Source organism: Cupriavidus respiraculi (genome assembly GCF_914271545.1).
GTDB classification, from domain to species: Bacteria; Pseudomonadota; Gammaproteobacteria; order Burkholderiales; family Burkholderiaceae; genus Cupriavidus; species Cupriavidus respiraculi.
The window spans coordinates 1,293,486-1,315,780 of sequence record NZ_CAJZAH010000002.1 but is presented as its reverse complement, the minus strand read 5'-3'; the positions used below and the strand labels follow the sequence as shown (position 1 = coordinate 1,315,780).

20 protein-coding genes are annotated in these 22,295 nt (G+C 67.0%); 5 read left to right on the top strand and 15 right to left on the bottom strand.

The window, feature by feature from the left end; genetic code table 11:
- Positions 1 to 5 precede the first annotated feature (5 nt).
- The 11 genes from LDO27_RS13835 to LDO27_RS13785 form a co-directional block, all read right to left on the bottom strand.
- Positions 6 to 671, bottom strand: a complete 666-nt coding sequence (locus tag LDO27_RS13835; protein WP_224042275.1) for an LON peptidase substrate-binding domain-containing protein — start codon at positions 669 to 671, stop codon at positions 6 to 8.
- A gap of 81 nt (positions 672 to 752) precedes the next feature.
- Positions 753 to 1,634 (bottom strand): RNase adapter RapZ, encoded by an 882-nt coding sequence (gene rapZ / locus LDO27_RS13830; protein ID WP_222202179.1) that lies wholly within the window; start codon positions 1,632 to 1,634, stop codon positions 753 to 755.
- 137 nt (positions 1,635 to 1,771) lie between these two features.
- The gene (locus LDO27_RS13825; protein WP_222202177.1) at positions 1,772 to 2,074 is read right to left on the bottom strand and encodes a PsiF family protein; all 303 of its coding nucleotides are present in this window, start codon (positions 2,072 to 2,074) and stop codon (positions 1,772 to 1,774) included.
- Between the two features lie 132 nt (positions 2,075 to 2,206).
- Positions 2,207 to 3,178: an HPr(Ser) kinase/phosphatase gene (gene hprK, locus LDO27_RS13820; protein WP_222202175.1), complete on the bottom strand. Its 972-nt coding sequence runs from the start codon at positions 3,176 to 3,178 to the stop codon at positions 2,207 to 2,209.
- A 65-nt stretch (positions 3,179 to 3,243) separates the two neighbouring features.
- Positions 3,244 to 3,699 (bottom strand): PTS IIA-like nitrogen regulatory protein PtsN, encoded by a 456-nt coding sequence (gene ptsN, locus LDO27_RS13815; protein ID WP_222202173.1) that lies wholly within the window; start codon positions 3,697 to 3,699, stop codon positions 3,244 to 3,246.
- Positions 3,700 to 4,081: 382 nt separating this feature from the next.
- Positions 4,082 to 4,435 (bottom strand): ribosome hibernation-promoting factor, HPF/YfiA family, encoded by a 354-nt coding sequence (hpf, locus tag LDO27_RS13810; RefSeq protein WP_224042274.1) that lies wholly within the window; start codon positions 4,433 to 4,435, stop codon positions 4,082 to 4,084.
- A gap of 49 nt (positions 4,436 to 4,484) precedes the next feature.
- On the bottom strand, positions 4,485 to 5,960 hold the full coding sequence (locus LDO27_RS13805; RefSeq protein ID WP_222202169.1) for an RNA polymerase factor sigma-54: 1,476 nt from the start codon (positions 5,958 to 5,960) through the stop codon (positions 4,485 to 4,487).
- A gap of 142 nt (positions 5,961 to 6,102) precedes the next feature.
- Positions 6,103 to 6,906 (bottom strand): LPS export ABC transporter ATP-binding protein, encoded by an 804-nt coding sequence (gene lptB / locus LDO27_RS13800; RefSeq protein WP_224042272.1) that lies wholly within the window; start codon positions 6,904 to 6,906, stop codon positions 6,103 to 6,105.
- Between the two features lie 38 nt (positions 6,907 to 6,944).
- Positions 6,945 to 7,586 (bottom strand): lipopolysaccharide transport periplasmic protein LptA, encoded by a 642-nt coding sequence (gene lptA / locus LDO27_RS13795; protein ID WP_222202167.1) that lies wholly within the window; start codon positions 7,584 to 7,586, stop codon positions 6,945 to 6,947.
- Between the two features lie 56 nt (positions 7,587 to 7,642).
- Positions 7,643 to 8,272, bottom strand: a complete 630-nt coding sequence (gene lptC / locus LDO27_RS13790) for an LPS export ABC transporter periplasmic protein LptC (protein ID WP_222202165.1) — start codon at positions 8,270 to 8,272, stop codon at positions 7,643 to 7,645.
- 15 nt (positions 8,273 to 8,287) lie between these two features.
- On the bottom strand, positions 8,288 to 9,271 hold the full coding sequence (locus LDO27_RS13785; RefSeq protein WP_224042271.1) for a KpsF/GutQ family sugar-phosphate isomerase: 984 nt from the start codon (positions 9,269 to 9,271) through the stop codon (positions 8,288 to 8,290).
- Between the two features lie 130 nt (positions 9,272 to 9,401).
- Between LDO27_RS13785 and LDO27_RS13780 the strand changes: the two genes are divergently transcribed.
- The 3 genes from LDO27_RS13780 (at position 9,402) to LDO27_RS13770 (ending at position 14,021) form a co-directional block, all read left to right on the top strand.
- Complete coding sequence (locus LDO27_RS13780; protein WP_222202162.1) at positions 9,402 to 11,381, top strand: monovalent cation:proton antiporter family protein; 1,980 nt, start codon at positions 9,402 to 9,404, stop codon at positions 11,379 to 11,381.
- A 145-nt stretch (positions 11,382 to 11,526) separates the two neighbouring features.
- Positions 11,527 to 12,099 carry an adenine phosphoribosyltransferase gene (locus LDO27_RS13775; RefSeq protein ID WP_224042269.1) on the top strand — a complete coding sequence of 191 codons (573 nt, stop codon included), beginning with the start codon at positions 11,527 to 11,529 and terminating at the stop codon, positions 12,097 to 12,099.
- Between the two features lie 239 nt (positions 12,100 to 12,338).
- The gene (locus tag LDO27_RS13770) at positions 12,339 to 14,021 is read left to right on the top strand and encodes a Na/Pi cotransporter family protein (protein WP_224042267.1); all 1,683 of its coding nucleotides are present in this window, start codon (positions 12,339 to 12,341) and stop codon (positions 14,019 to 14,021) included.
- A 72-nt stretch (positions 14,022 to 14,093) separates the two neighbouring features.
- Here LDO27_RS13770 and uvrA read toward each other — a convergent pair whose 3' ends face one another.
- A complete protein-coding gene (gene uvrA / locus LDO27_RS13765; protein WP_224042265.1) occupies positions 14,094 to 16,958 on the bottom strand; it encodes an excinuclease ABC subunit UvrA in 2,865 nt (954 codons plus the stop codon).
- A gap of 477 nt (positions 16,959 to 17,435) precedes the next feature.
- On the opposite strand from uvrA, the gene LDO27_RS13760 reads away from it, so the two are divergent.
- Both LDO27_RS13760 and LDO27_RS13755 read left to right on the top strand, forming a co-directional pair.
- A complete protein-coding gene (locus tag LDO27_RS13760; RefSeq protein WP_222202158.1) occupies positions 17,436 to 18,722 on the top strand; it encodes an MFS transporter in 1,287 nt (428 codons plus the stop codon).
- A gap of 125 nt (positions 18,723 to 18,847) precedes the next feature.
- Positions 18,848 to 19,375, top strand: a complete 528-nt coding sequence (locus LDO27_RS13755) for a single-stranded DNA-binding protein (protein WP_224042263.1) — start codon at positions 18,848 to 18,850, stop codon at positions 19,373 to 19,375.
- A gap of 117 nt (positions 19,376 to 19,492) precedes the next feature.
- On the opposite strand, the gene LDO27_RS13750 is transcribed toward LDO27_RS13755, so the two are convergent.
- The 3 genes from LDO27_RS13750 to LDO27_RS13740 are packed head-to-tail and all read right to left on the bottom strand — an operon-like array spanning position 19,493 to position 22,282.
- Entirely contained in the window at positions 19,493 to 20,692 is a 1,200-nt protein-coding gene (locus tag LDO27_RS13750; protein WP_224042262.1) for an MFS transporter, read from the bottom strand.
- Positions 20,670 to 21,773 (bottom strand): ACR3 family arsenite efflux transporter, encoded by a 1,104-nt coding sequence (arsB, locus tag LDO27_RS13745; protein ID WP_224042260.1) that lies wholly within the window; start codon positions 21,771 to 21,773, stop codon positions 20,670 to 20,672. The genes LDO27_RS13750 and arsB overlap by 23 nt, the downstream gene beginning before the upstream one ends.
- Complete coding sequence (locus tag LDO27_RS13740) at positions 21,770 to 22,282, bottom strand: arsenate reductase ArsC (protein WP_224042258.1); 513 nt, start codon at positions 22,280 to 22,282, stop codon at positions 21,770 to 21,772. The genes arsB and LDO27_RS13740 overlap by 4 nt, the downstream gene beginning before the upstream one ends.
- Positions 22,283 to 22,295: the final 13 nt, after the last annotated feature.

Sequence of the window (22,295 nt, the reverse complement as noted above, 5' to 3'; positions counted from 1 at the left end):
TGCGATCAGACGATATGGTGCTGGCGCATGAACTTGTGGACGATTTCGATGCGCATGCCCGCATCGGGCAGCGCCATCAGCATCTGCTTGGCCTTCAGCGGCACGGGCAGCAGTTCGCACAGGCGGTTCGCCACCCAGCTGGGATCGTCCCACAGATAAGGCTCGGCGAAAGGCAGCTTGCCCGGCTGCTCGGCATGTACGGCTGCAACGATGCGGCGCAGCGCCGCCAGGCATTCGCCCAGCAATTCCAGCTTGCAGTCGATGACGTCCTCGGGCAGCAGTTCCACCCGTGCCACCAGCAGTCCGTTTTCCCGCGCGGTGTGTTCGAGGATGCGAAAGCGCTGCCGCCCGCGCGTCTCGATCAGCAGCACGCCGAGCTGCTCCATGTTGCAGTCGACGATCTCCGCCAGGCATCCCACCGCTTCGGGCACCGTGGGGACGCCCGCGCGCGCCACTTCCTCGCCGCTGGCGATCAGGCAGACACCGAAGGGGGAGTTCTCGCGCAGGCAGTTGCGCACCATGTCCACATAGCGCGCCTCGAACACGCGCAGCGGCAGGCGGCCGCCGGGAAACAGCACGGTCTGCAGCGGGAACAGGGGCAGGCTATCGAGCGTGGGGAGGCCGTGCTCTTCGAGGGGGGGTGCGGCAGGACCGGGGGCGGGTGTCGGCATGCGGTTCCGGCAAGGCGTTCAGCGGACGGGAAGCGTGTGCAACGGACCGTTCGCGCCCGTGGGCCGAGCCGCTTTCGCGCTTCAGCCCGCCGCCAACAGCTCCCGGTGCCTGACCAGCACATTACCATGGGCCCTGAAGTAGTTGGCAAGTCTTTCCGCGATATAGACCGAGCGGTGCTGGCCACCGGTACAGCCGATCGCCACCGTCAGATAGCTACGGTTGTCGGCGATAAAGCTGGGCAACCACTTCTCCACATACGCGCGGATATCCTCCGCCATCGCCAGCACCATCGGCTGGCTCTGCAGGAAGTCGATGACCGGCGCGTCGCGGCCGGTGAAGGGCCGCAGCGCGAGGTCGTAGTACGGATTGGGGAGCGAACGCACGTCGAACACCATGTCGGCGTCGCTCGGCACGCCGTGCTTGAAGCCGAATGACGTGAACAGCAGCGTCAGCTGCAGCGTGTCGTCCCGGATGAACTCCTTGATCCACGCGCGCAGCGTATTGGTGCGCACATTGCTGGTGTCGATCCGGTGCGCGCTTTCCGCCAGCGGGCTGAGCAGCTCGCGCTCCATCTCGATGGCCTCGATCAGCGAGGTGTCATTCAGCGCCGGGGTGGCGCTGTCCTCGTTGGCCACAGTGCGGACCGACAGCGGATGCCGGCGGCGCGTCTCCGAATAGCGCTGGACCAGCGCGTCGGTGTTCGCCGTCAGGAAAACCACGCGAAGCTGATGTTCGGCCGACAGGTTGCGCAGGATTTCCGGCAGGCGCGCGAGCGATTCGCGGCTGCGGATGTCCGTGGCGATGCCCAGATGGGTGTATCCCTCGGCGGAGAGATAGCGAACGAGCTCGGGGATGAACTGCGCGGGCAGGTTATCGACGCAGTAATAGCCCGCGTCTTCGAGCACGTTCAGTGCGACAGATTTGCCGGAGCCGGAGATGCCGGTAATGAGAAGTATCCGCATAGCGGGTCAAGCATAGCACCGCGTGATGATTGCGTCATGACAGCCCGGTGCAAGACAACGACGGAACCTGACGGTCCCGTCAGTCTGGCTAAAACCGGCAACACCGGCGGCCCCGTGGCGGGCCCGCTACTGATCGCTCAGGCCGACAGGCACTGCTTCATGAACGCCTTGCGCTCGTCGCCCTTCTTGCCGGCGGCCTCCGCGTTGCAGGTCTTCATTTTCTGCTGCTGGGGCGTGCCGGCGCTGGCGGGCTTGTTCGACAGGCATTCCTTCATGAAGGCCTTGCGCTCGTCGCCCTTCTTGTCTGCGGCCTCGGCGTTGCAGGTCTTCATCTTCTCCTGCTGCGCGGTGGGGGCCTTGGGGGCGGAGGCGGACTGGGCAAAGGCGCCCGTGGCAAACAGGGGGCAAACCAGCACACATGCGGCGATCAGCGTTTTCATCCTCGCTCTCCTGGCTATGGATTGGAGCCGGTCGCCCGACATGAGCGGTCGCGGCCGGGGCAGGTGCCCTTGCAGCACAAAACGCCGAAATCGCCAGTCGGGTTGACCGGCGACGTCAACGCGCGCCGGAAATCACAGCAGGCGGCCCTGGCCGCGCGACACCGCGTCGGCCTGCATCGCGGCGCGCTGGCGGTCCATGAAGTCGCGCAGCGTATCGATGCCGCGCAGGCGCAGGATGGTGTTGCGCACGGCGGCCTCGACCAGCACGGCCAAGTTGCGGCCGGCCGCCACCTGGATCTTCACCATGTGGATGGGCAGGCCAAGCACGTCGAGGTATTGGGAATCCAGCGGCAGGCGTTCGAACTCGCCGTCGTTGCGCCGGACCAGTTGCACCACCAGCTTGATCTTCATCTTCCGGCGTACCGCCGTTTCCCCGAAGATGGTTTTGATGTCCAGCAGGCCCAGGCCCCGCACTTCCAGCAGGTTCTGCAGCAGCGGCGGACAGCGGCCCTCGACGAAATCGGGCCCGAGCCGCACGAAGTCGACCGCGTCGTCGGCCACCAGGCCATGGCCGCGGGAGATCAGTTCGAGGCCCAGTTCGCTCTTGCCCAGGCCCGACTCGCCCATGATCAGCACGCCCATGCCCAGGATGTCGAGAAAGACGCCGTGCATGGTCACCCGAGGGGCGGAGATGCGCGACAGGTACAGGCGCAGGTGGTCGATCACCGCGGCCGACGAAACAGGCGTGGTGAACAGCGGCGTGGAGGAGCGCGTGCAGCGCAGTTCCAGGTCCGGCGGCGGCTCCATGCCGTCGGCGATGACGAGGAACGGCGGCTCGAGCAGGATCAGCTCGCCCATCTGCCGCTTGCGCGTCTCGTCGTCCAGCCGCTGGTAGTACGTGATTTCGGGTTTGCCCAGAACCTGGATCCGGTTCGGGTGGATCAGGTTCAAGTGCCCGACCAGGTCCGCCGCGGATGTCGCTTCCCGGGCGAACTCCAGGTCGAAGGCGCGATCGGCGCCTTCCAGCCCGGCGACCCAGGAAAGCTTGAGGTCGGCTGCGTTGTCGTCGAAGATCGACTGGGAGGAGACGCCGGTGAGTTCCATGCGGGGGGACGTGAAGGGCGGTGCCTAGGCCGCGCGGCGGCTTGCCGCGGCGGCGCGCACTCGGGTCAGGGATGCCATTCGACCAGCAGCTGGTGAACGGAGTCGGGCGTGGGCAGGGAGGCCAGGCCGTCGCGCATCTCGCGGTCCGACAGCAGCTGGGCGATTTCGGAGAGGATCTCGAGATGCTGCTGCGTGGCCTGTTCCGGCACCAGCAGGAAGATCAGCAGCGAGACCGGCTTGCCATCGGGCGACTCGAACGGGATGGGCTCCCCCAGGCGCATGAAGGCGGCCAGCGGCTGCTTCAGCCCCTTGATGCGGCCATGCGGAATCGCAACGCCGGCCCCGAGCCCGGTCGAGCCCAGCGACTCGCGCGCGAACAGGTTGTCCGTCACGACGGCGCGGGCCACCGCATGGTTGTTCTCGAACAGCAGCCCTGCCTGTTCGAACACGCGCTTTTTGCTGGTGACGCTGACGTCGAGGACGATGTTGCCGGGGGGCAGCAGTTTAGCCAAACGATTCATGTGAGGTGCACAGGATCCTAGTATTCGGGCGAGGCGCCTGCCGTTCCAGACGCCGGGGATTCCAGCGAGCCGTCTCGGCGGCCGTCCGGGGCAGCCCGCGAGGGCAACCTGGTTACCCAGCGTGCGGCACATTATAGAGCAGCGGCGCCGGCGGGTTGTGCAACGCAATAGGGCCCGGCCCCTGGTGTGGCGGCCGGCGGCAGTGCTATGCACTCCATATGTATTGCGCAGCATACACCTTTGGGCGCCCGCAGCGAAATCCCTGATTTCCCGCCGTTACGGCACCGCGGGCACAAAAAAGCCGCGCACCTCGCGCGGCTGTTTCGGTTGCATCGCTGTAACAGGCGGGTCTGCGCTGCGCAGCGCGCCCGCCGTCGGACGGCTATTGCTGCTGTAGCTGGGCGGCCGCCATGTGGTACTTGACGGCCTCGCGGTCGTGGCTCTGGACCTTGTCCTTGTAGCGGATCACCTGGCGGTCGAGCTTGTCGACCAGCATATCGATCGCCGCGTACAGGTCTTCGTGATGTGCCTCGACGAAAACGTCCTTGCCCTTCATGTGCAGATTGATTTCAGCGCGCTGACGCTTGTCCTTTTCCTTTTGGTTGTCCACGGATAGCAAGACGCTGACGCCAATCACTTGGTCGAAATGCCTGACGATTCGTTCCAGTTTCGTTTCCACGTACTCACGCAGCGGGGGCGTGATGTCAAGGTGGTGTCCACTGATCTTGAAGTTCATAGCGCTTCTCCTTCTGAAAGAGTCGCACCAGGCAGGCGATGCGACTCGGCTACAAAGACTTACGAAGATTAACGGCGGGGATTTTCAAAGCTTCACGGTATTTGGCGACGGTGCGGCGCGCCACGACAAAGCCCTGTTCCCCGAGCAGTTCGGCAATCCGGCTGTCGGATAGGGGATTCCTGGGGTCTTCGGCTCCTATCAATTGCTTGATCAGCGCGCGGATTGCCGTTGATGATGCGGCGCCCCCGGTTTCGGTGGATACATGGCTGCCGAAGAAATACTTCAGCTCGAAAGTCCCCATTGGGGTGGCCATGTACTTGTTGGTGGTGACACGTGAAATCGTGGATTCGTGTAAACCCAGTGTATCGGCTATCTCCCTCAAAACCAAGGGGCGCATGGCAATTTCACCGTGCGTGAAGAAGTTCCGCTGGCGCTCCACAATCGCCTGTGCAACGCGCAAAATCGTGTCGAAGCGCTGCTGGATATTCTTGATCAACCAGCGCGCTTCCTGCAGTTTCTGCTGCAATCCCGCCGCTCCCGCGTCGCCTTTTGCACCGCGCAAAATCTGCGCATACATATCGTTGATACGTAGCCGCGGCATCACATCGGGATTGAGTTGGGCGACCCAGCTGCTGCCGCTCTTGCGAACGAAGACATCCGGTACTACGAAGTCGGCCTGCGGCCGGCTGTATGCGTGTCCCGGGTAGGGCGCGAGGGAGCGGATCAGTTCGTGCGCGCCCTTCAGCGCCACCTCGTCCACCTGCAGCGCCTTCTTCAGCCGCGTGTAGTCGCGGGCGGCCAGCAGGTCCAGATGATGAGTGACGATTGTCAGCGCCAGTTCGCGCTGCGGGTGGGTCAACCGGCGCAGTTGCAGAGACAGGCATTCGGCGGCATTCCGAGCGGCCACGCCGGGCGGGTCGAAGCTTTGCAGCAGCGTCAGCACCGCGTGCAGTTCGTCGACGTCGAATTCCAGCTCCTCCGGCAGCTCGTCGCGGATCTCCTCCAGCGAGGCACTGAGGTAGCCGTCGTCGTCGAGCGATTCGATCAGGAAGATCGCCAGGCCCTTGTCGCGCATGGTGATCTTCAGCGGGGCGAGCTGGCCCATCAGGTGTTCGCGCAGCGTCGGTTCGGCGTCGCGCAGCTGCATGGGCGTCTTGTCGTCGTCGTCGCCCTGCGGGCGGCGGGCGAAGTCGTCCAGGCTCCAGTCGCTGCCGTAGTCGTCGCTGCCGCTGTCCGCATAGCCGTCTTCGCCGTCGGAGGCGGAATCGGCGCGGCTTTCGCCATTGCTGGCGGTTTCGGCGGGCGCGGCGGGCGTGGTCTGTACGTTGACCGAGCCGTCAGCCGCCACGCGCAGGGGGCTGTCGATCCAGTCGTTTTCGCGTTCGAGCAGCGGATTCTCGGTCAGGGCCTGTTCGACTTCCTGCTGCAGTTCGAGCGTGGAGAGCTGCAGCAGCCGGATGGACTGCTGCAGTTGTGGTGTGAGGGCAAGATGCTGGGATAGACGAAGCTGTAGCGACGGTTTCATGCGGCCTATTTTATGCCCAACTTTCGCCGCGATGGAACGGAAATTGCTATCGCCGTAGGGGCCTTGATCGCATCACGGTGCCAGCATGCGAAGTCGGCGCCTCATGAAGCGCCCTTTGGCCCGCCCTCGGCCTCGTGGGCCATTACATCCGGAAGTTTTCGCCCAGATAGACGCGGCGCACCGATTCGTCGGCAATGATTTCCTCCGGCCGGCCGGCGGCCAGCACGGCGCCTTCGCTGATGATGTACGCGTGGTCGCAGATGCCCAGCGTCTCGCGCACGTTGTGGTCGGTGATCAGCACGCCGATATTGCGCGCCTTCAGGAAGCTGACGATCCGCTGGATTTCGCCCACCGCGATGGGATCGACGCCGGCGAACGGCTCGTCGAGCAGGATGAAGCGCGGCGACGAGGCCAGCGCGCGCGCGATCTCGACCCGGCGACGCTCGCCGCCCGACAGCGACAGGGCAGGGTTGTTGCGCAGGTGGGCGATCTGCAGGTCGTCCAGCAGGCCATCGAGCCGGCGGTCGATCTCGGCGCGCGGCAGCGGCTTGTCGTTCTCGCGCTGCAGTTCCAGCACGGCGCGGATGTTCTGCTCGACATTCAGCTTGCGGAAGACCGACGCTTCCTGCGGCAGGTAGGACAGGCCCATGCGCGCGCGCTCGTGGATCGCCAGCCCGCTGATGTGCTTGTCGTCGAGCACGATGTCGCCTTCGTCCAGCGCGACCAGGCCCACGATCATGTAGAACGACGTGGTCTTGCCGGCGCCGTTGGGACCGAGCAGACCCACCACCTCGCCACTCTTGACGTCGAGCGACACGTCCTTGACCACGGTGCGCGAGCCATAGCGCTTCTTCAGATGGCGCACCACCAGCGTGCTGCTGTCGGTCAGGGTCGGCGTCCGCGCGGCGGCGGCATCGGTATCGGCTACGGTTTCGGCAACGGTCATGGAGCGGTAAATCCTTGGGGGCCGGACGGCCGTTGGGTTCAGGGCTTGGCGGGCGGGGGCGACGACTTCAGCTCGATCGGGCTGCCGCCGCCATCGGCGCCGGCCTGGTTCTGGCGGGGCGACAGCACCGCGCGCACGCGGCCGGACGGGCTGCCCGCGGTCGCGTTGCCGCCGCCGCCCGTGGCCGTGTAGAACTCGTTGCGGCTGTCGTAGGTCAGCACCGCGCCGCGGATCTCGTCGGCCACCTTGGCGCCCTCGAGCCGGACCATGCGCGCATTGCCGATCAGCTTGGCGATTTCCTGCTTGCCGTTGTACTCGATACGGTCGCCCCAGCCGTCGATGTACTCGTCGACGTTGTCGCGCTTCTGCCGGATGTAGGCCTGCCGGCCCGCCTTGGCGGTGGCCACCGCGTACTGGTAACCCTCGGGGTCGGTGCGCACTTCGGCGGCATCCGACTTCAGCACCATGGTGCCCTTGGTCAGGACCACGTTGCCGGTCAGCGTGTAGATCTGCTTGACGTCGTCGTAGCTGGCATTGTCGGCCTCCAGAACGAGCGGCTTGTCGCGGTCCGCGCGCTCGGCCTGGGCCGGTGCGGAAAGCGTCAGGCCGGTCGCGGCGGCGAGCGCGAACAGCGCGGCCACGGCAATGCGACGGGACGATGTCGTCAGGGATAGGGTCATGGTGACGTGATGGAAGGTGGCGGCAAGCCGGACGGGCCGCGCACGTATTCAGATTGTTATGGCTTCCCGGCGCCTTCGGCGCGCGGCGCCATCACGATGGTGCCCCGCACGTTGCCCAGCAATTGTACTTCCCGGGTGACGTTGTTGAAGACCAGCCCGTTGGCGTTCATGACGGAAGGCCCACGCGTGAGCTCGACCGGCTTGTCGGTCTTGACGATGTCCTCGTTGATCAGCACCCGGAAATACTCGGACGCCGCGGTCATCTTGGGGTCCTGCTTGGGGTCGGCCCCTGCGCTGCGCACCACCAGGGCGTTGCCGAACAGGTCGATCACCGACGCCTCGGCGTTCATGCGGCCGAGGTCGGCGTGGCCGGTCACGGGCGGGCGCTCGGCTTCGAAGGCACGCATCGCCGGCTTGGTCACCTCGTAGGTCTCGTCGTCCTCGAAGTGCACCATGCGGTCGCCGGTGAAGCGCATCTTGGTGCTGCCGTCCTCGGCCAGCTCGGTCGCCGAGAAGCGCTCCATGTAGTAGTCCGGCTCGTGCTTCTTGACGCGCGGGCCGGTGTCTTCCTCGCGCGGCGAGTTCACCTGCACGAGCCAGAACGTGCTGCCGGCCACCAGCGCCATCAGCAGCAGCGGCATCAGGCGCAGCACGAGCCGGGTCAGGGAGGGCATCAGATCGCGCATGGCGGCATCGGCCCGTCAGATGACCTTGGCACGCGTCAGGTCGTGGATATGCAGCGCGCCGACCAGGCGCCGGTCGGCGTCCACCACCAGCAGCTGATTGATACGGTTGGCTTCCATCACCTGCACCGCCTCGACCGCCAGCTGGTCGGGCCCGATGGTGAACGGGTTCTGGTGCATCACGTCGCCGATCGGCACGGTCTTCCAGTCGCGTGGCGTCTCCAGCAGGCGGCGCAGGTCGCCATCGGTAAACACGCCGACCGCGCGGCCGTCGGCGTCCACTACCGCGGTCATGGCCATGCCCTTGCGGGTGATTTCCATCAGCGCCTGGGCAAGCGGGGTGTTCTCGCGCACTTCGGGCACCGCATTGCCGCTGCGCATGACGTCGCGCACATGGGTCAGCAGCTTGCGGCCGAGCGCGCCGCCGGGATGCGAGCGCGCGAAGTCTTCCTCGCCGAAGCCGCGGGCGTCCAGCACGGCGACGGCCAGCGCGTCGCCCAGCGCGAGCGCGGCCGTGGTGCTGGCCGTGGGCGCGAGGTTCAGCGGGCAGGCTTCCATCTCGACCCAGGCGTCCAGGTGGGCGTCGGAGAGCTGGGCGAGGTTGGAGGCGGGATTGCCGGTGACCGAGATCAGCTTGGCGCCGATGCGCTTGACGATCGGAATGATCGACAGCAGTTCGGCGGTCTCGCCGGAATTGGAGAACGCGATGACGACGTCGTCGCGCGTGACCATGCCGAGGTCCCCGTGGCTGGCCTCGGCCGGGTGTACGAAGAAGGAGGGGGAGCCGGTGGAAGCCAGCGTGGCGGCCACCTTGCGGGCGATATGGCCGGACTTGCCGATGCCAGAGACGACCACGCGGCCGGTGCATTCGAGCACGAGCTGGACCGCGCGGGAGAAGTCCGGGGTCAGGCGGGCGGACAGGGCCGCGACCGCGTCCGCTTCGATCTTCAGGGTATGGCGGGCAAGCTCAAGTGCTCTATCCGCATTGAAATTAGCTATCATGGCGTCGAAGTATACCCAAGAATGCGATGGCGCCCGGGCCCGTCCGGCCGATCTTCGCGCGCCGCGTCGCGGCGGCGGGACCGTCCGACCCGGGCGCTCCGCCGACGGCCGGCTAAATCACTGCCCGCCGATGCATTCTCCGCTGGATCTGACCCTGGTTCTGCTCACCGCCGGCGTGCTCGGCGTGGTGGCGTTCCGCATGCTGCAACTGCCGCCGGTGCTCGGTTACCTTGCCGTCGGCATCCTCATCGGCCCCCATGCGCTGGGGATGGCCAGCGATACCGCCCAGACCAAATACCTCGCCGAATTCGGCGTTGTGTTTCTGATGTTCTCCATCGGCCTGGAGTTCAGTCTGGCGAAGCTGCGGGGCATGAAACGCCTCGTGTTCGGCCTGGGCGGCATGCAGGTGGCGCTGTGCATCGTGGCGGTGCTGCCGGCCAGCCTCGCGCTGCAGTGGCTGTTTCCGCTGTCGTGGCAGGCGTCGATTGCCCTGGGCGGCGCGCTGGCCATGTCCTCCACGGCCATCGTCTCGAAGATGCTCTCGGAGCGCGTCGAGCTGGAGACGGAGCATGGCCGCAACATCCTCGGGGTGCTGCTGTTCCAGGATCTGGCGGTGGTGCCGCTGCTGATCGTGATCCCGGCGCTGTCGCGCGATCCCGGCGACCTGCCGATGGCGCTGTCGCTGGCGATCCTGAAGATCGCCGTGGCGCTGACCCTGATCTTCTTTGTCGGCAAGCGGCTGATGAGCCGCTGGTTCCATGTGGTGGCCGCCCGCCGCTCGCAGGAACTGTTCATGCTGAACCTGCTGCTGGTGACGCTGGGCATGGCCGCGTTGACCGAGCGGCTCGGGTTGTCGATGGCGCTTGGCGCCTTCCTGGCCGGCATGCTGATCTCCGAGACCCCGTACCGCCACCAGGTGGAAGAGGACATCAAGCCCTTCCGCGACGTGCTGCTGGGCCTGTTCTTCGTCACCATCGGCATGCTGCTCAATATCCGCGTGGTGCTCGATCACCTCGGGCTGGTATTGCTGCTGCTGGTGGTTCCCATCCTCTTCAAGTTCGTGCTGATCGCCGCGCTGGCGCGGCTGTTCGGCTCGCGCCAGGGGGTGGCCATCCGCACCGGGCTCGGGCTGGCGCAGGCGGGCGAATTCGGGTTCGTGCTGCTCGCACAGATCGACGGCCTGAATCTGGTCGATCCGGTGCTCAGCCAGGTGATCCTGGCGGCGATGCTGCTATCGATGCTGATCGCCCCGTTCCTGATCCAGTACAGCGAATCCATCGCGCTGCGCTTCGCCGCCAACGAGTGGCTGATGCAGTCGCTGAACATGACGCGCATCGCGGCGCAAAGCCTGCAGACGGAGAAGCACGCCATCATCTGCGGCTATGGCCGCAGCGGCCAGAACCTGGCCCATATGCTGGAGCGCGAGGGCATCAACTATGTCGCGCTGGACCTGGACCCGGACCGGGTCCGGGAGGCGGCTGCCGCGGGCGACACCGTGGTCTACGGCGACGCGGGACGGCGGGAGGCCCTGATCGCCGCCGGCATCCACCGCGCCGCCGCGGTGATCGTCACCTACGCGAATACGCCGTCCGCCGTGCGGGTGCTGCACCACGTGCACGAACTGGAACCGTCCCTCCCGGTGATCGTGCGCACCGTGGACGACTCCGAACTCGAGATACTGCAGCGCGCCGGCGCCACCGAGGTGGTGCCCGAAATCATCGAAGGCAGCCTGATGCTGGCCTCGCATGCGATGGTGCTGCTCGGCGTGCCGATGCGGCGCGTGGTGCGCAAGGTGCAGGAGGCGCGCGATGCCCGCTACAGCCTCCTGCGCGGCTATTTCCACGGCCGCGACGATGACGACGACATGGTGGAGCGCGACTCGGTGCGGCTGCACTCGGTGTCGCTCGATGCCGGTGCCACAGCGGTGGGCCGGCGGCTCGGCGCGCTGGGCCTGGACCGCATCGGTGTCGAGGTGACCGCGGTGCGGCGTCGCGGCATCCGCGCCTTCGACCCCCAACCGGAAACCGTGCTGGAGCCCAACGACATCGTGGTGCTGCGCGGCACGCCCGAGGCGCTGGAGGCCGCCGAGGCCCGCATGACGCACGGATGACGCACGGATGACGCACGGATGACGCACGGATGACGCACGGATGACGGCGCGGCGCGACCCGCCGGCTTCATCGGCGGCGCGCGCTGCGGTATGGTTACGGGTCGCCCGCCGATTTCCGGCGGGCCGCGTCACTCCGACTTTTCCTATGCCGAACACATCGATCCAGTCGCCCCCGTTGGGCGACGTGACCCACTACCTGCGCGACCGCATCCGTACCGTGCCCGACTGGCCGCAGGCGGGCGTCATGTTCCGCGACATCACGCCGCTGCTGCAGGACCCCAAGACGCTGCGCGTGCTGATCGACGTGTTCGTGCACCGCTACATGGGGGCGAAGCTGGACGTGGTGGCGGGCATCGATGCGCGCGGCTTCATCCTGGGCGCCATCGTGGCCTACGAGCTGAACCTGGGATTCGTGCCCATCCGCAAGAAGGGCAAGCTGCCGTTCCAGACGGTGGCCGAGGAGTACGAGCTCGAGTATGGCAGCGCCACCGTCGAGATCCACGCCGACGCCTGCAAGCCCGGCGACCGCGTGCTGCTGGTGGACGACCTGATCGCCACCGGCGGCACCATGATGGCCGGCCGCCGGCTGCTCGAGCGCCTGGGCGCCACGGTGGTGGAGGGCGCGGCGATCGTGGACCTGCCGGAACTGGGCGGCTCGCGCCATCTGCTCGACAGCGGCCTGCCGCTGTTTACCGTCTGCAAGTTCGACGGCCACTGAGTTCCCGGCGAGGCCTCGCCGCCGCCGCTCTGTTGCCGGCGCGCACATGCGCACGGCCCTCACTGCCGTGCAGCGTTGCCCGCTTCGGCCCGGGCGGCGCATAATGCCCCATCAATCAAACAAAACGACCGGGCGGGCAGCGGCTCTCCCGCGGCATCGGGAGGCCTGCCAGCCATCGTGACCCGACGACCGCCACGGCTGCCGCCTTGCTGCACCGCCCCGGGTAGATAAGGCCTACGATGGGCGTTCTTCTTCACCTCCTTTCCGGAGTGGCCCTGCTGGTATGGGGCACCAATATCGTCAAGGTCGGGATTCTGCGTGTCTACGGCGCCAATCTGCGCCATGTGCTCTCGGCCAGCGTCGCCAACCGCTTTACCGCCTTTCTCGCCGGCCTGGGGGTGACGGGGCTCGTGCAGAGCAGCAACGCCACCGCGGTGATCGTCAGCTCCTTCGTGGGGCAGGGCCTGATCGCCGTCGCGCCGGCGCTGGCCATCATGCTGGGCGCGAACGTCGGCACCGCGGTGATGGTCCAGGTCTTCTCGCTCGATCTGTCGTGGCTGTCGCCGTTGCTGATCTTCATCGGCGTGATCCTCCATCTGTCCAAGAAGGGCAGCAAGCCGGGGCATGTGGGCCGGGTGCTGATCGGACTGGGACTGATCACGCTGGCGCTGGAGCTGATCTCCAATGCCACGCGGCCGGTGGTCGAGGCGGCCGGGGTCAAGGTGCTGTTCGCGAGCCTGACCGGCGATACCGCGCTGGACATGCTGGTGGGCGCGCTGCTGACGCTGCTGTGCTATTCGAGCCTGGCCGTGGTGCTGTTCTGCGGGGCGCTGGCCGCCGCAGGCGTGGTGTCCCTGCACGTGGCGCTGGCGCTGGTGGTCGGCGCCAACCTGGGGTCCGGCGTGTCGGCGCTGTTGACTACGTCGGGGGCGAACCAGCCCGGCAAGCGCGTGACGATGGGCAATCTGCTGTCGCGGCTGCTCGGTTGCGTGGTGGCGCTGCCGCTGCTGGGGCAGGCCGAGCAGCTGCTGAGCATGGTCGATGCCGACCCGCAGCGGCTGGTGGTCAATTTCCACCTGCTGTTCAACGTGGTCCTCGCGGTCGCGCTGCTCGGCTTCACCTCGCCGCTGGCGCGCCTGTGCGAGACCCTGCTGCCCGGGCGCAATACCGGCGAGAGCCAGGTCACGCCGCGCTACCTGGACCCGGCCGCGCTGTCGTCGCCCACCGTCGCGCTGGCCAATGCCGCCCGCGAGGTGCTGCGCATCGGCGACCGGGTCGAACAGATGCTGGACAACCTGCTGCGGGTGCTGCGCACCAACGACGCCAAGCTTGCCGCGGCCACCTGCCGCATCGACGACGAGGTCGACGACCTCTACACCGCGATCAAGCTCTATCTGACGCGCATCAGCGTGGAGGCGCTGGACGAGCGGGATGGCCGCCGCTGGACCGAGATCATCTCGCTGACCGTGAACCTCGAGCACGCGGGCGACATCATCGAGCGCATCCTGCTGGACGCGCGCGACAAGAAGATCGCGCACAACCTGCAGTTTTCCGAGGCCGGCATGCAGGAGATCACGGAGATGCATGCGCGTCTGGTGGCCAATCTGCGGCTGGGCCTGTCGGTCTTCCTGAACGGCGACCTGAAGAGCGCGCAGCTGCTGATGGGGGAGAAAGCCAATTTCCGCGAGCTGGAGCGCAGGTATTCGCACAGCCACCTGCAGCGCGTTGCCACGCAGACCGCCGAAAGCATAGAGACCAGCTCCCTGCATCTGGACGTGATCAGCGACCTGAAGCGCCTGAACTCGCTGTTCTGCGCGACTTCGTACCCGGTGCTGGAAGAGGCCGGCGTGCTCAACCGCAGCCGCATGAAAGACGACGCGGCCGCGCCGATCGCCTCGGTGCCGTCGACGCAGGCGCGCTGACACCCGCGCCGGAGCGCACCGGCGCGGCGGCATTGCGCCGGCCGCGCCCGCGGTTCCCTTGCCGGGAAGGTTTTACTTGCGTTTGAGCAGCGGCGCCAGGTACTTGCCGGTAAAGCTGGCCTTGCTGCGCGCGACGTCCTCGGGCGTGCCCCTGGCGATGATCTGGCCGCCGCCCGCGCCGCCCTCGGGACCCAGGTCCAGCAGCCAGTCGGCGGTCTTGATCACATCCAGGTTGTGTTCGATGATGACCACGGTATTGCCCTGGTCGCGCAGCTTGTGGATGACCTTGAGCAGCAGTTCGATATCGTGGAAGTGCAGGCCGGTGGTGGGCTCGTCCAGGATATAGAGCGTGCGCCCCGTATCGCGCTTGGACAGCTCCAGCGACAGCTTGACGCGCTGCGCCTCGCCGCCGGACAGCGTGGTCGCCGACTGCCCCAGCCGGATATAGCCGAGGCCCACGTCGAGCAGGGTTTGCAGCTTGCGCCGCACCACCGGCACCGCGCTGAAGAACTCGTGCGCCTGCTCCACCGTCAGGTCCAGCACCTCGGAAATGCTCTTGCCCTTGTACAGCACCTCCAGCGTCTCGCGGTTGTAGCGCCTCCCGTGGCAGACGTCGCAAGGCACGTACACGTCCGGCAGGAAGTGCATTTCCACCTTGATCACGCCGTCGCCCTGGCACGCCTCGCAGCGGCCGCCCTTGACGTTGAACGAGAAGCGGCCGGGATCGTAGCCGCGCTCCTTGGCCGCGGGCACGCCGGAGAACAGCTCGCGGATCGGCGTGAACAGGCCGGTGTAGGTCGCGGGGTTCGAGCGCGGCGTGCGCCCGATCGGACTCTGGTCGACGTTGATGACCTTGTCGAAGTGCTCCAGCCCGTCGATGCGCTCGTGCTCGGCCGGCTCCGGGGTCGAGCCGTACAGGTGGCGCGCCACCGCGTGGTACAGGGTGTCGTTGATCAGCGTGGACTTGCCCGAGCCCGAGACGCCCGTGATGCAGGTCAGCAGGCCCACCGGGATGTCCGCGCTGACGTTCTTCAGGTTGTTGCCGCGCGCGTCGATGATGCGCAGCATGCGTTCCTCGTCGGGCGGGGTGCGCTTGGCCGGCACCTCGATGCGCCGGTGGCCCGACAGGTACTGGCCGGTGAGCGAGGTCGCCGACTCCAGGATTTCCTCGGGCGTGCCCTCGGCGACGATCATGCCGCCATGCACGCCCGCGCCCGGGCCGATGTCGACGACGTAGTCGCTGGCTCGGATCATGTCCTCGTCGTGCTCCACCACCAGCACCGAATTGCCGATATCGCGCAGGTGCTTGAGCGTGCCGATCAGGCGGTCGTTGTCGCGCTGGTGCAGGCCGATGGACGGTTCGTCCAGCACATACATCACGCCGGTCAGGCCGGAGCCGATCTGCGAGGCGAGCCGGATGCGCTGCGCCTCGCCGCCCGACAGCGTGTCGGCGCTGCGCTCCAGCGACAGGTAGTCCAGCCCCACGTTGTTCAGGAAGTTCAGCCGCGCGGTGATCTCCTTGACGATCTTGTCGGCGATCTCGCGCTTGGCGCCGTGCATGTCCAGCGTGAGGAACCAGGTCAGCGCGTCGCGCAGCGGCCAGCCGTTGATTTCGTAGATCGCGCGCGCCTGCTCGTTCTCGCCCACCTTGACGTGGCGCGCCTCGGTACGCAGCCGGGTGCCCTCGCAGGCGGGGCAGGGCTGGTTGTTCTGGTACTTGGCCAGCTCCTCGCGCACCGCGATGGAGTCCGTCTCGCGGTAGCGCCGCTCCAGGTTGGGGATGATCCCTTCGAACGCATGCTCGCGCACCGTGGTGCGGCCGCGCTCGTTCATGTAGGTAAACGGGATCTCCTGCTCTCCGGAGCCGTGCAGCACCACCTTCTGGACCTCGGGCGGCAGGTCTTCGAAGGCGGTGTCCAGGTCGAACCCGTAGAACGCGCCCAGGCTCTGCAGCATCTGGAAGTAGAACTGGTTGCGCCGGTCCCAGCCCTTGATCGCGCCCGAGGCGAGCGACAGGTTGCCGAAGGCCACCACCCGCTTCGGATCGAAGAAGGTGATCTGGCCCAGGCCGTCGCAGCTGGGGCATGCACCCATGGGATTGTTGAACGAGAACAGCCGCGGCTCGAGCTCGGCCAGCGAGTACGAGCAGATCGGGCAGGCGAACTTGGAGCTGAACAGGTGCTGCCGGTCGGTATCCATCTCCAGCGCGATAGCGCGGCCATCGGCCAGCCGCAGCGCGGTCTCGAAGGATTCGGCCAGGCGCTGCTTGATGTCGGGGCGGACCTTGATGCGGTCCACCACCACGTCGATGGTGTGTTTCTCGGTCTTCTTCAGCTTGGGCAGCGCGTCGACCTCGTACACCTTGGCCGGCGCCTCGTGGGCGGTGCCGCCGCCGGAGCGGATGCGAAAGCGCACGAAGCCCTGCGCCTGCATCGAGTCGAACAGGTCGGAATGCTCGCCCTTGCGGTCGGCCACCACCGGCGCGAGGATCATCAGCTTGGTGTCTTCGGGCAGCGCCAGCACGGCGTCGACCATCTGGGACACGCTCTGCGCCTCCAGCGGCTGGTGGTGGTTGGGGCAATACGGCGTGCCCGCGCGGGCGAACAGAAGGCGCAGGTAGTCGTGGATCTCCGTCACGGTGCCGACGGTGGAGCGCGGGTTGTGGCTGGTGGCCTTCTGCTCGATGGAGATCGCGGGCGACAGACCCTCGATCAGGTCCACGTCGGGCTTTTCCATCAGCTGCAGGAACTGGCGGGCGTAGGCCGACAGCGATTCCACGTAGCGGCGCTGGCCTTCCGCGTACAGCGTGTCGAAGGCCAGCGACGACTTGCCCGAGCCGGACAGCCCGGTGATCACGATCAGCTTGTTGCGGGGCAGATCGAGGTTGATGTTCTTCAGGTTGTGGGTGCGGGCCCCACGAATTCTTATTTCTTCCATATACCGAGGTGTCTTAGCCAGGCGGGGCCGCCAGTCAGGTCGACAGGCCGGTCTCACGGATCGTCAAGCAGGAAGCGCGCCGAAGCGGCGAATGACAGGCGGGACGGCGAGGGGCCAGGACGCGGGCCGGATTGCCCCGCGCCAGCGCCGCAAACTCCACGTCGCTTCCCGCAAGTCCGGCGCCGGGCGCCAGAAGCAAACCTGCTAATATACCGAACTTCGGTTTCCGGGGTGGTCCGGCTCCCAGACCGGGTGCCAGGGAGCCGCTCGAAGGCCCGCCGCAAGGGCGACCACTACGGCGCTTGCCCGCGGCCTGCCGGCGCGACGATGGATCGGCGCGATGCCGGCGCTCCAGGACGCTGACGGGCGCGGCGAAGGGCGCGCAGCCCTGCCGGCCGCGACGCCGCCGGCGCCATCTTCCCAACGCAGTTCCACGACCGTTCCAAGTCCGCTCCCTCGACCGTTTCCACGCCCGCAATGCCGTCGACCCAGTCTTCTTCCCCAGGTGCGGCCGCCGCAGACGCGGTCGGCGCGGCCGAGGCCCAGGCCAGTACGGAACGCGAACGCATGACCCGCACCGAGATCCGCGCCAGCGTCTCGCTCGCCAGCATCTTCGCGCTGCGCATGCTTGGCCTGTTCCTGATCCTGCCGGTCTTCGCCGAATACGCGCGCGGCCTGCCGGACGGGCATGACGCCCAGCGCGTGGGCCTGGCCATGGGCATCTACGGGCTGATGCAGGCCTTTCTCCATATTCCGCTCGGCTGGCTGTCGGACCGCATCGGCCGCAAGCCGGTGATGGTGGGCGGGCTGCTGCTGTTCGTCGCCGGCGGCCTCGTCGCCGCCTTCTCCGACACGCTGACCGGCATCATCGCGGGCCGCGCGCTGCAGGGCACGGGCGCCATCTCGGCCGCCATCACCGCCTGCATCGCCGATCTCACCCGCGAGCGCCATCGCACCAAGGCGATGGCCATGGTGGGCGGCAGCATCGGGCTGACGTTCGCGCTGTCGCTGGTGATCGCCTCGCCGCTGATGCATGCGATCGGCATGTCGGGCATCTTCACGCTGATGTCGGTGCTCGGCGTGGTGGCCATCGGCGTGACGCTGTTCCTCGTCCCGACGCCGCCGGCCCCGCATCCGGTGCGGCTGCCGTTCCGCCACGTGCTGCTGAACGCGGACCTGGCGCGCATGAACGTGGGCGTGCTGGCCCTGCATGCCTCGCAGGTGGCGATGTTCATGGTGGTGCCCGGCATGCTCGCCGACGCCGGCATGCCGCTGGATGCGCATTGGAAGGTCTACCTGCCGGTGGTGCTGGTTTCCTTCGTGCTGATGCTGGCGCCCATGATGGCGGCCGAGCGCTACGGCAAGATCCGCCCGGTCCTGCTCGGTGCCGTCGCGTTGATGACCGCGGTGCAGCTGCTGTTCGCGGTGGTGCACGGCCTGTGGGCCATTGCCGGGGTGCTGCTGCTGTTCTTTGTCGCCTTCAACGTGCTGGAGGCCATGCAGCCCTCGCTGGTGTCGCGCTACGCCGCCTCGGCGCGCGGCGCGGCGCTCGGCGTCTACAACACCACGCAGGCGCTCGGCCTGTTCCTGGGGGGCGCCGCGGGCGGCTGGCTGCTGCAGCATCAGGGTCGCGCCGCGGTGTTCGTGGGGTGCGCCGGCGCGCTGTTCCTCTGGCTTATAATCGCGTGGAACATGAAGGCGCCGCCGGCCCGCGGTCACGACAGTGCCCCGGCCACGGCAGCAACGTCGGCCACGACCGGCTAACCGGAACCACCCGGCAGCCCCCGCACCGATCCCCCATCAGCCGCCCGGCGTTCCATGCCGGGCGCATCCAGTCAAAGCATCACCGCGCCGCTAACGGTAGAGGGCGTGGTCCACGGAGAATACGCATGGCATCAGTGAACAAAGTCATCCTCGTCGGCAATCTCGGCGCGGATCCCGAAACCCGCTCCATGCCCAGCGGCGATGCCGTGACCAATATCCGCCTGGCGACCACCGATCGCTACAAGGACAAGCAGAGCGGCGAGATGAAGGAGCTGACCGAGTGGCACCGGATCGCCTTCTTCGGCAAGCTCGCCGAGATCGCCGGCCAGTATCTGCGCAAGGGCTCGCAGGTCTATATCGAAGGCCGTATCCGTACCCGCAAGTGGACGGACCAGTCGGGCCAGGACAAGTACAGCACCGAGATCGTTGCCGAAACCATGCAGATGCTCGGCTCGCGCCAGGGCGGCATGGGCGGTGGCGATGAAGGCGGTGGCGGTGGCGGCGGTTATGGCCGCGAATCGTCCGGCGGCGGCTATGGTGGCGGCCGCAGCGGCGGGCAAGGTGGCGGCGGCGGTCAGGGCGGTGGCGCACGCCGTCAACAGCAGGCGCCGTCGAACGGGTTCGAGGATATGGATGACGATATTCCGTTCTGACCTGAAACAACGGCTGTCATATGGCTGACCCGAACCCCGCCCGACACGGCGGGGTTTTTGCATTCTGGGACCCGCGGGCGGGCCGACGCGGCAAGCGGACCGCCGGTTGTTCCGGGCCTAGGCCACACTCGCCCGCCGCTCGCCCGTCTCCCGTATCGCCATCAGCATGACGATGGCTCCGATGCCAAGCCCGGACGAGAGCCATAGGGCCTTGACGCCAAACGTATCCAGGCACACGCCAAAGACCCACGGCGCGAGCGCCTGCGCGATGCGCGCCGGCACCATCAATACGCCTTGACGATGCCCATAGCCGCTCGGTCCGAATATCACCAGCGGCAAGGTGCCCTTGGCGATGGTCAGGATGCCGTTGCCCGCGCCGTGCAATACGCCGAACAGTGCGGCCGCCGGCGCTCCGAGGAGCCCGAATGCGAGCGCGCCCACCGGATGAAGCGATGCGGCGATGCGTGCCGACAGCAGCGGATGGACTTTGCGCAGCAGGCCGAACTCCAGCAAGCGCGCGCCAACCTGGGCGGGGCCGATCAGCGCGCCCACCATCACGGCCGTGGCGAGGGTGGCGCCACCCGCCTGCAGCAGCCGGGGCAGGTGTGCGGCCATGGCGGTGCTGACAAACCATGTCGCGGCGAAGACGAACGCAAGCGCGACCGAGGCCAGGCGCGGCGCGGCGGTCCCGCGTGTCGAGACTGGCTCGGCGTCATCGCTCACACCAGGCTCCGCTGCTGCCGCCGCGCCCGACGACCCGCGCGGAAGACTCAGATTCAGCGCCAGTCCAAGCGTCAGATGGAGCGCCGCCCAGGTCAGGCAGGCGCCGCGCCAGCCTATCTGCGATTCCACATAGGTCGACAAGGGCCAGCCTACCGTACTGGCGAAGCCAGCGATCAAGGTAATGCCGGTGATCGCATTGCGCGAGCGGTGACCGTGAAGGGAGACCAGCGTGGCGAACGCGGCCTCGTAGAGTCCGCTGCCCATGCCGACGCCCAGAATGAGCCAGGCGGCAAAGAGGCCGATGGCGCCTTGTGCGGATGCCAGCCACGCGAGCCCGATCGCGAACACGATGCTGGTGCCGGCCAGCACGAGACGGCCGCCGGAGCGGTCGATCAGGCGACCGGAAGCCGGTCCGAGCAGCGCGGAGACGACCAGCGCCGCGCTAAATGCCGCGAACACCGTGGGCATCGACACACCCAGATCGCGTGCCATCGGCGCTGCCAGCATGGCCGGCAGATAGTAGGTCGAACCCCAGGCCAGCGTCTGGGCGATGCCCAGCCGGACGACGATGCTACCGCTGGGCTCGACGACCATGCCGCTCACGGACCGCGATATCTGCCTCGTACCAGTGGCGCGACCGGTTGACCACGCCCACTACCAGCAGCATCACCGGCACCTCGATCAATACGCCGACCACGGTGGCAAGCGCGGCGCCAGATTGGAAGCCGAACAGGCTGATGGCGGTGGCGACGGCAAGCTCGAAGAAGTTGCTGGCGCCGATCAGGGCGGAAGGCCCGGCCACGCAATGGGCCACGCCGAACCTGCGGTTCAGGTAGTACGCAAGGCCCGAGTTCAACAGCACCTGGATCAGAATCGGCACGGCCAGCAAGAGAATGATCAGCGGCTGCTCGACGATCGCATTGCCCTGGAAGCCGAACAGCAGCACCAGCGTGGCAAGCAGCGCGGTGATGGAGTACGGCCCCAGCGCCGCGACCACGCGCTGGTAGGCGGCCTGTCCCCGCATGAGCAGCGCGCGGCGGATGAGCTGCGCGATCAACACGGGGATGATGATGTACAGCGCCACCGACGCGATCAGCGTATCCCACGGCACGGTGATCGACGACAGGCCGAGCAGCAACGCGACGACAGGCGCGAAGGCGACGACCATGATGGCGTCGTTGAGCGCGACCTGGGACAACGTAAAGTACGGGTCGCCCCTGCATAGCTGCGACCAGACGAACACCATCGCGGTGCACGGGGCGGCCGCCAGCAGGATCAGGCCGGCCACATAGCTGTCGAGCTGATCGGCGGGCAGCCAATCCGCGAACAGATGCCGCACGAAGATCCAGCCGAGCAGCGCCATCGAGAACGGCTTGACCAGCCAGTTGACGAACAACGTCACGCCGATGCCGCGCCAGTGCCCCGCCACTTGGCCCATCGCGGAGAAGTCGATCTTGATCAGCATCGGGATGATCATGACCCAGATCAGCAGTCCCACCGGAATATTGACCCGTGCCACTTCCATCGCGCCGATGGTCTCGAATACGCCGGGAAGCCATTGCCCGAGCCCGATGCCGGCGATGATGCACAGGACCACCCAGACGGTGAGATAGCGCTCGAAGAACCCGATGCCGCCGGCTTGCGCGACGGTGCCGGTTTGCTCGGCGGTACTCATCGTGCCGACTCCGGCGCCTGTTCTCCGATCGCGCGCATCTCCTTGTGGATGGCGTTGCGGTCCAGCACATGAAGCGGCAGGTTCACGAACTGGCTGACCCGGCCCAGTATCTGCCGAAAGATCTTGTCGAAGAACCTGCGCTTCTCTTCGTCGGTCCCCTCGAATGCCGCCGGGTCCTGGAAGCCCCAATGCGCGGTCAGCGGCGAGCCCGGCCAGAAGGGACAAGCCTCGCCCGCGGCCTGGTCACAGACCGTGATGACGAAGTCCATCCTCGGTGCAGCCGGCGTGGCGAACTCGTCCCAGCTCTTGCTGCGCAGTCCTGTGACGTCGTATCCGATGGACTCGCAGCGCTCCACCGCGAACGGATTCACTTTGCCCGAGGGATGGCTGCCGGCGCTGTATGCGCGAAAGCGGCCCTTGCCGAGCACATTGAAGAGCGCCTCGGCCATGATGCTGCGCGCGGAGTTTCCGGTGCATAGCACCAGCACATTGAAGGTCTTGTCGGACATGGTCGGAATCCAA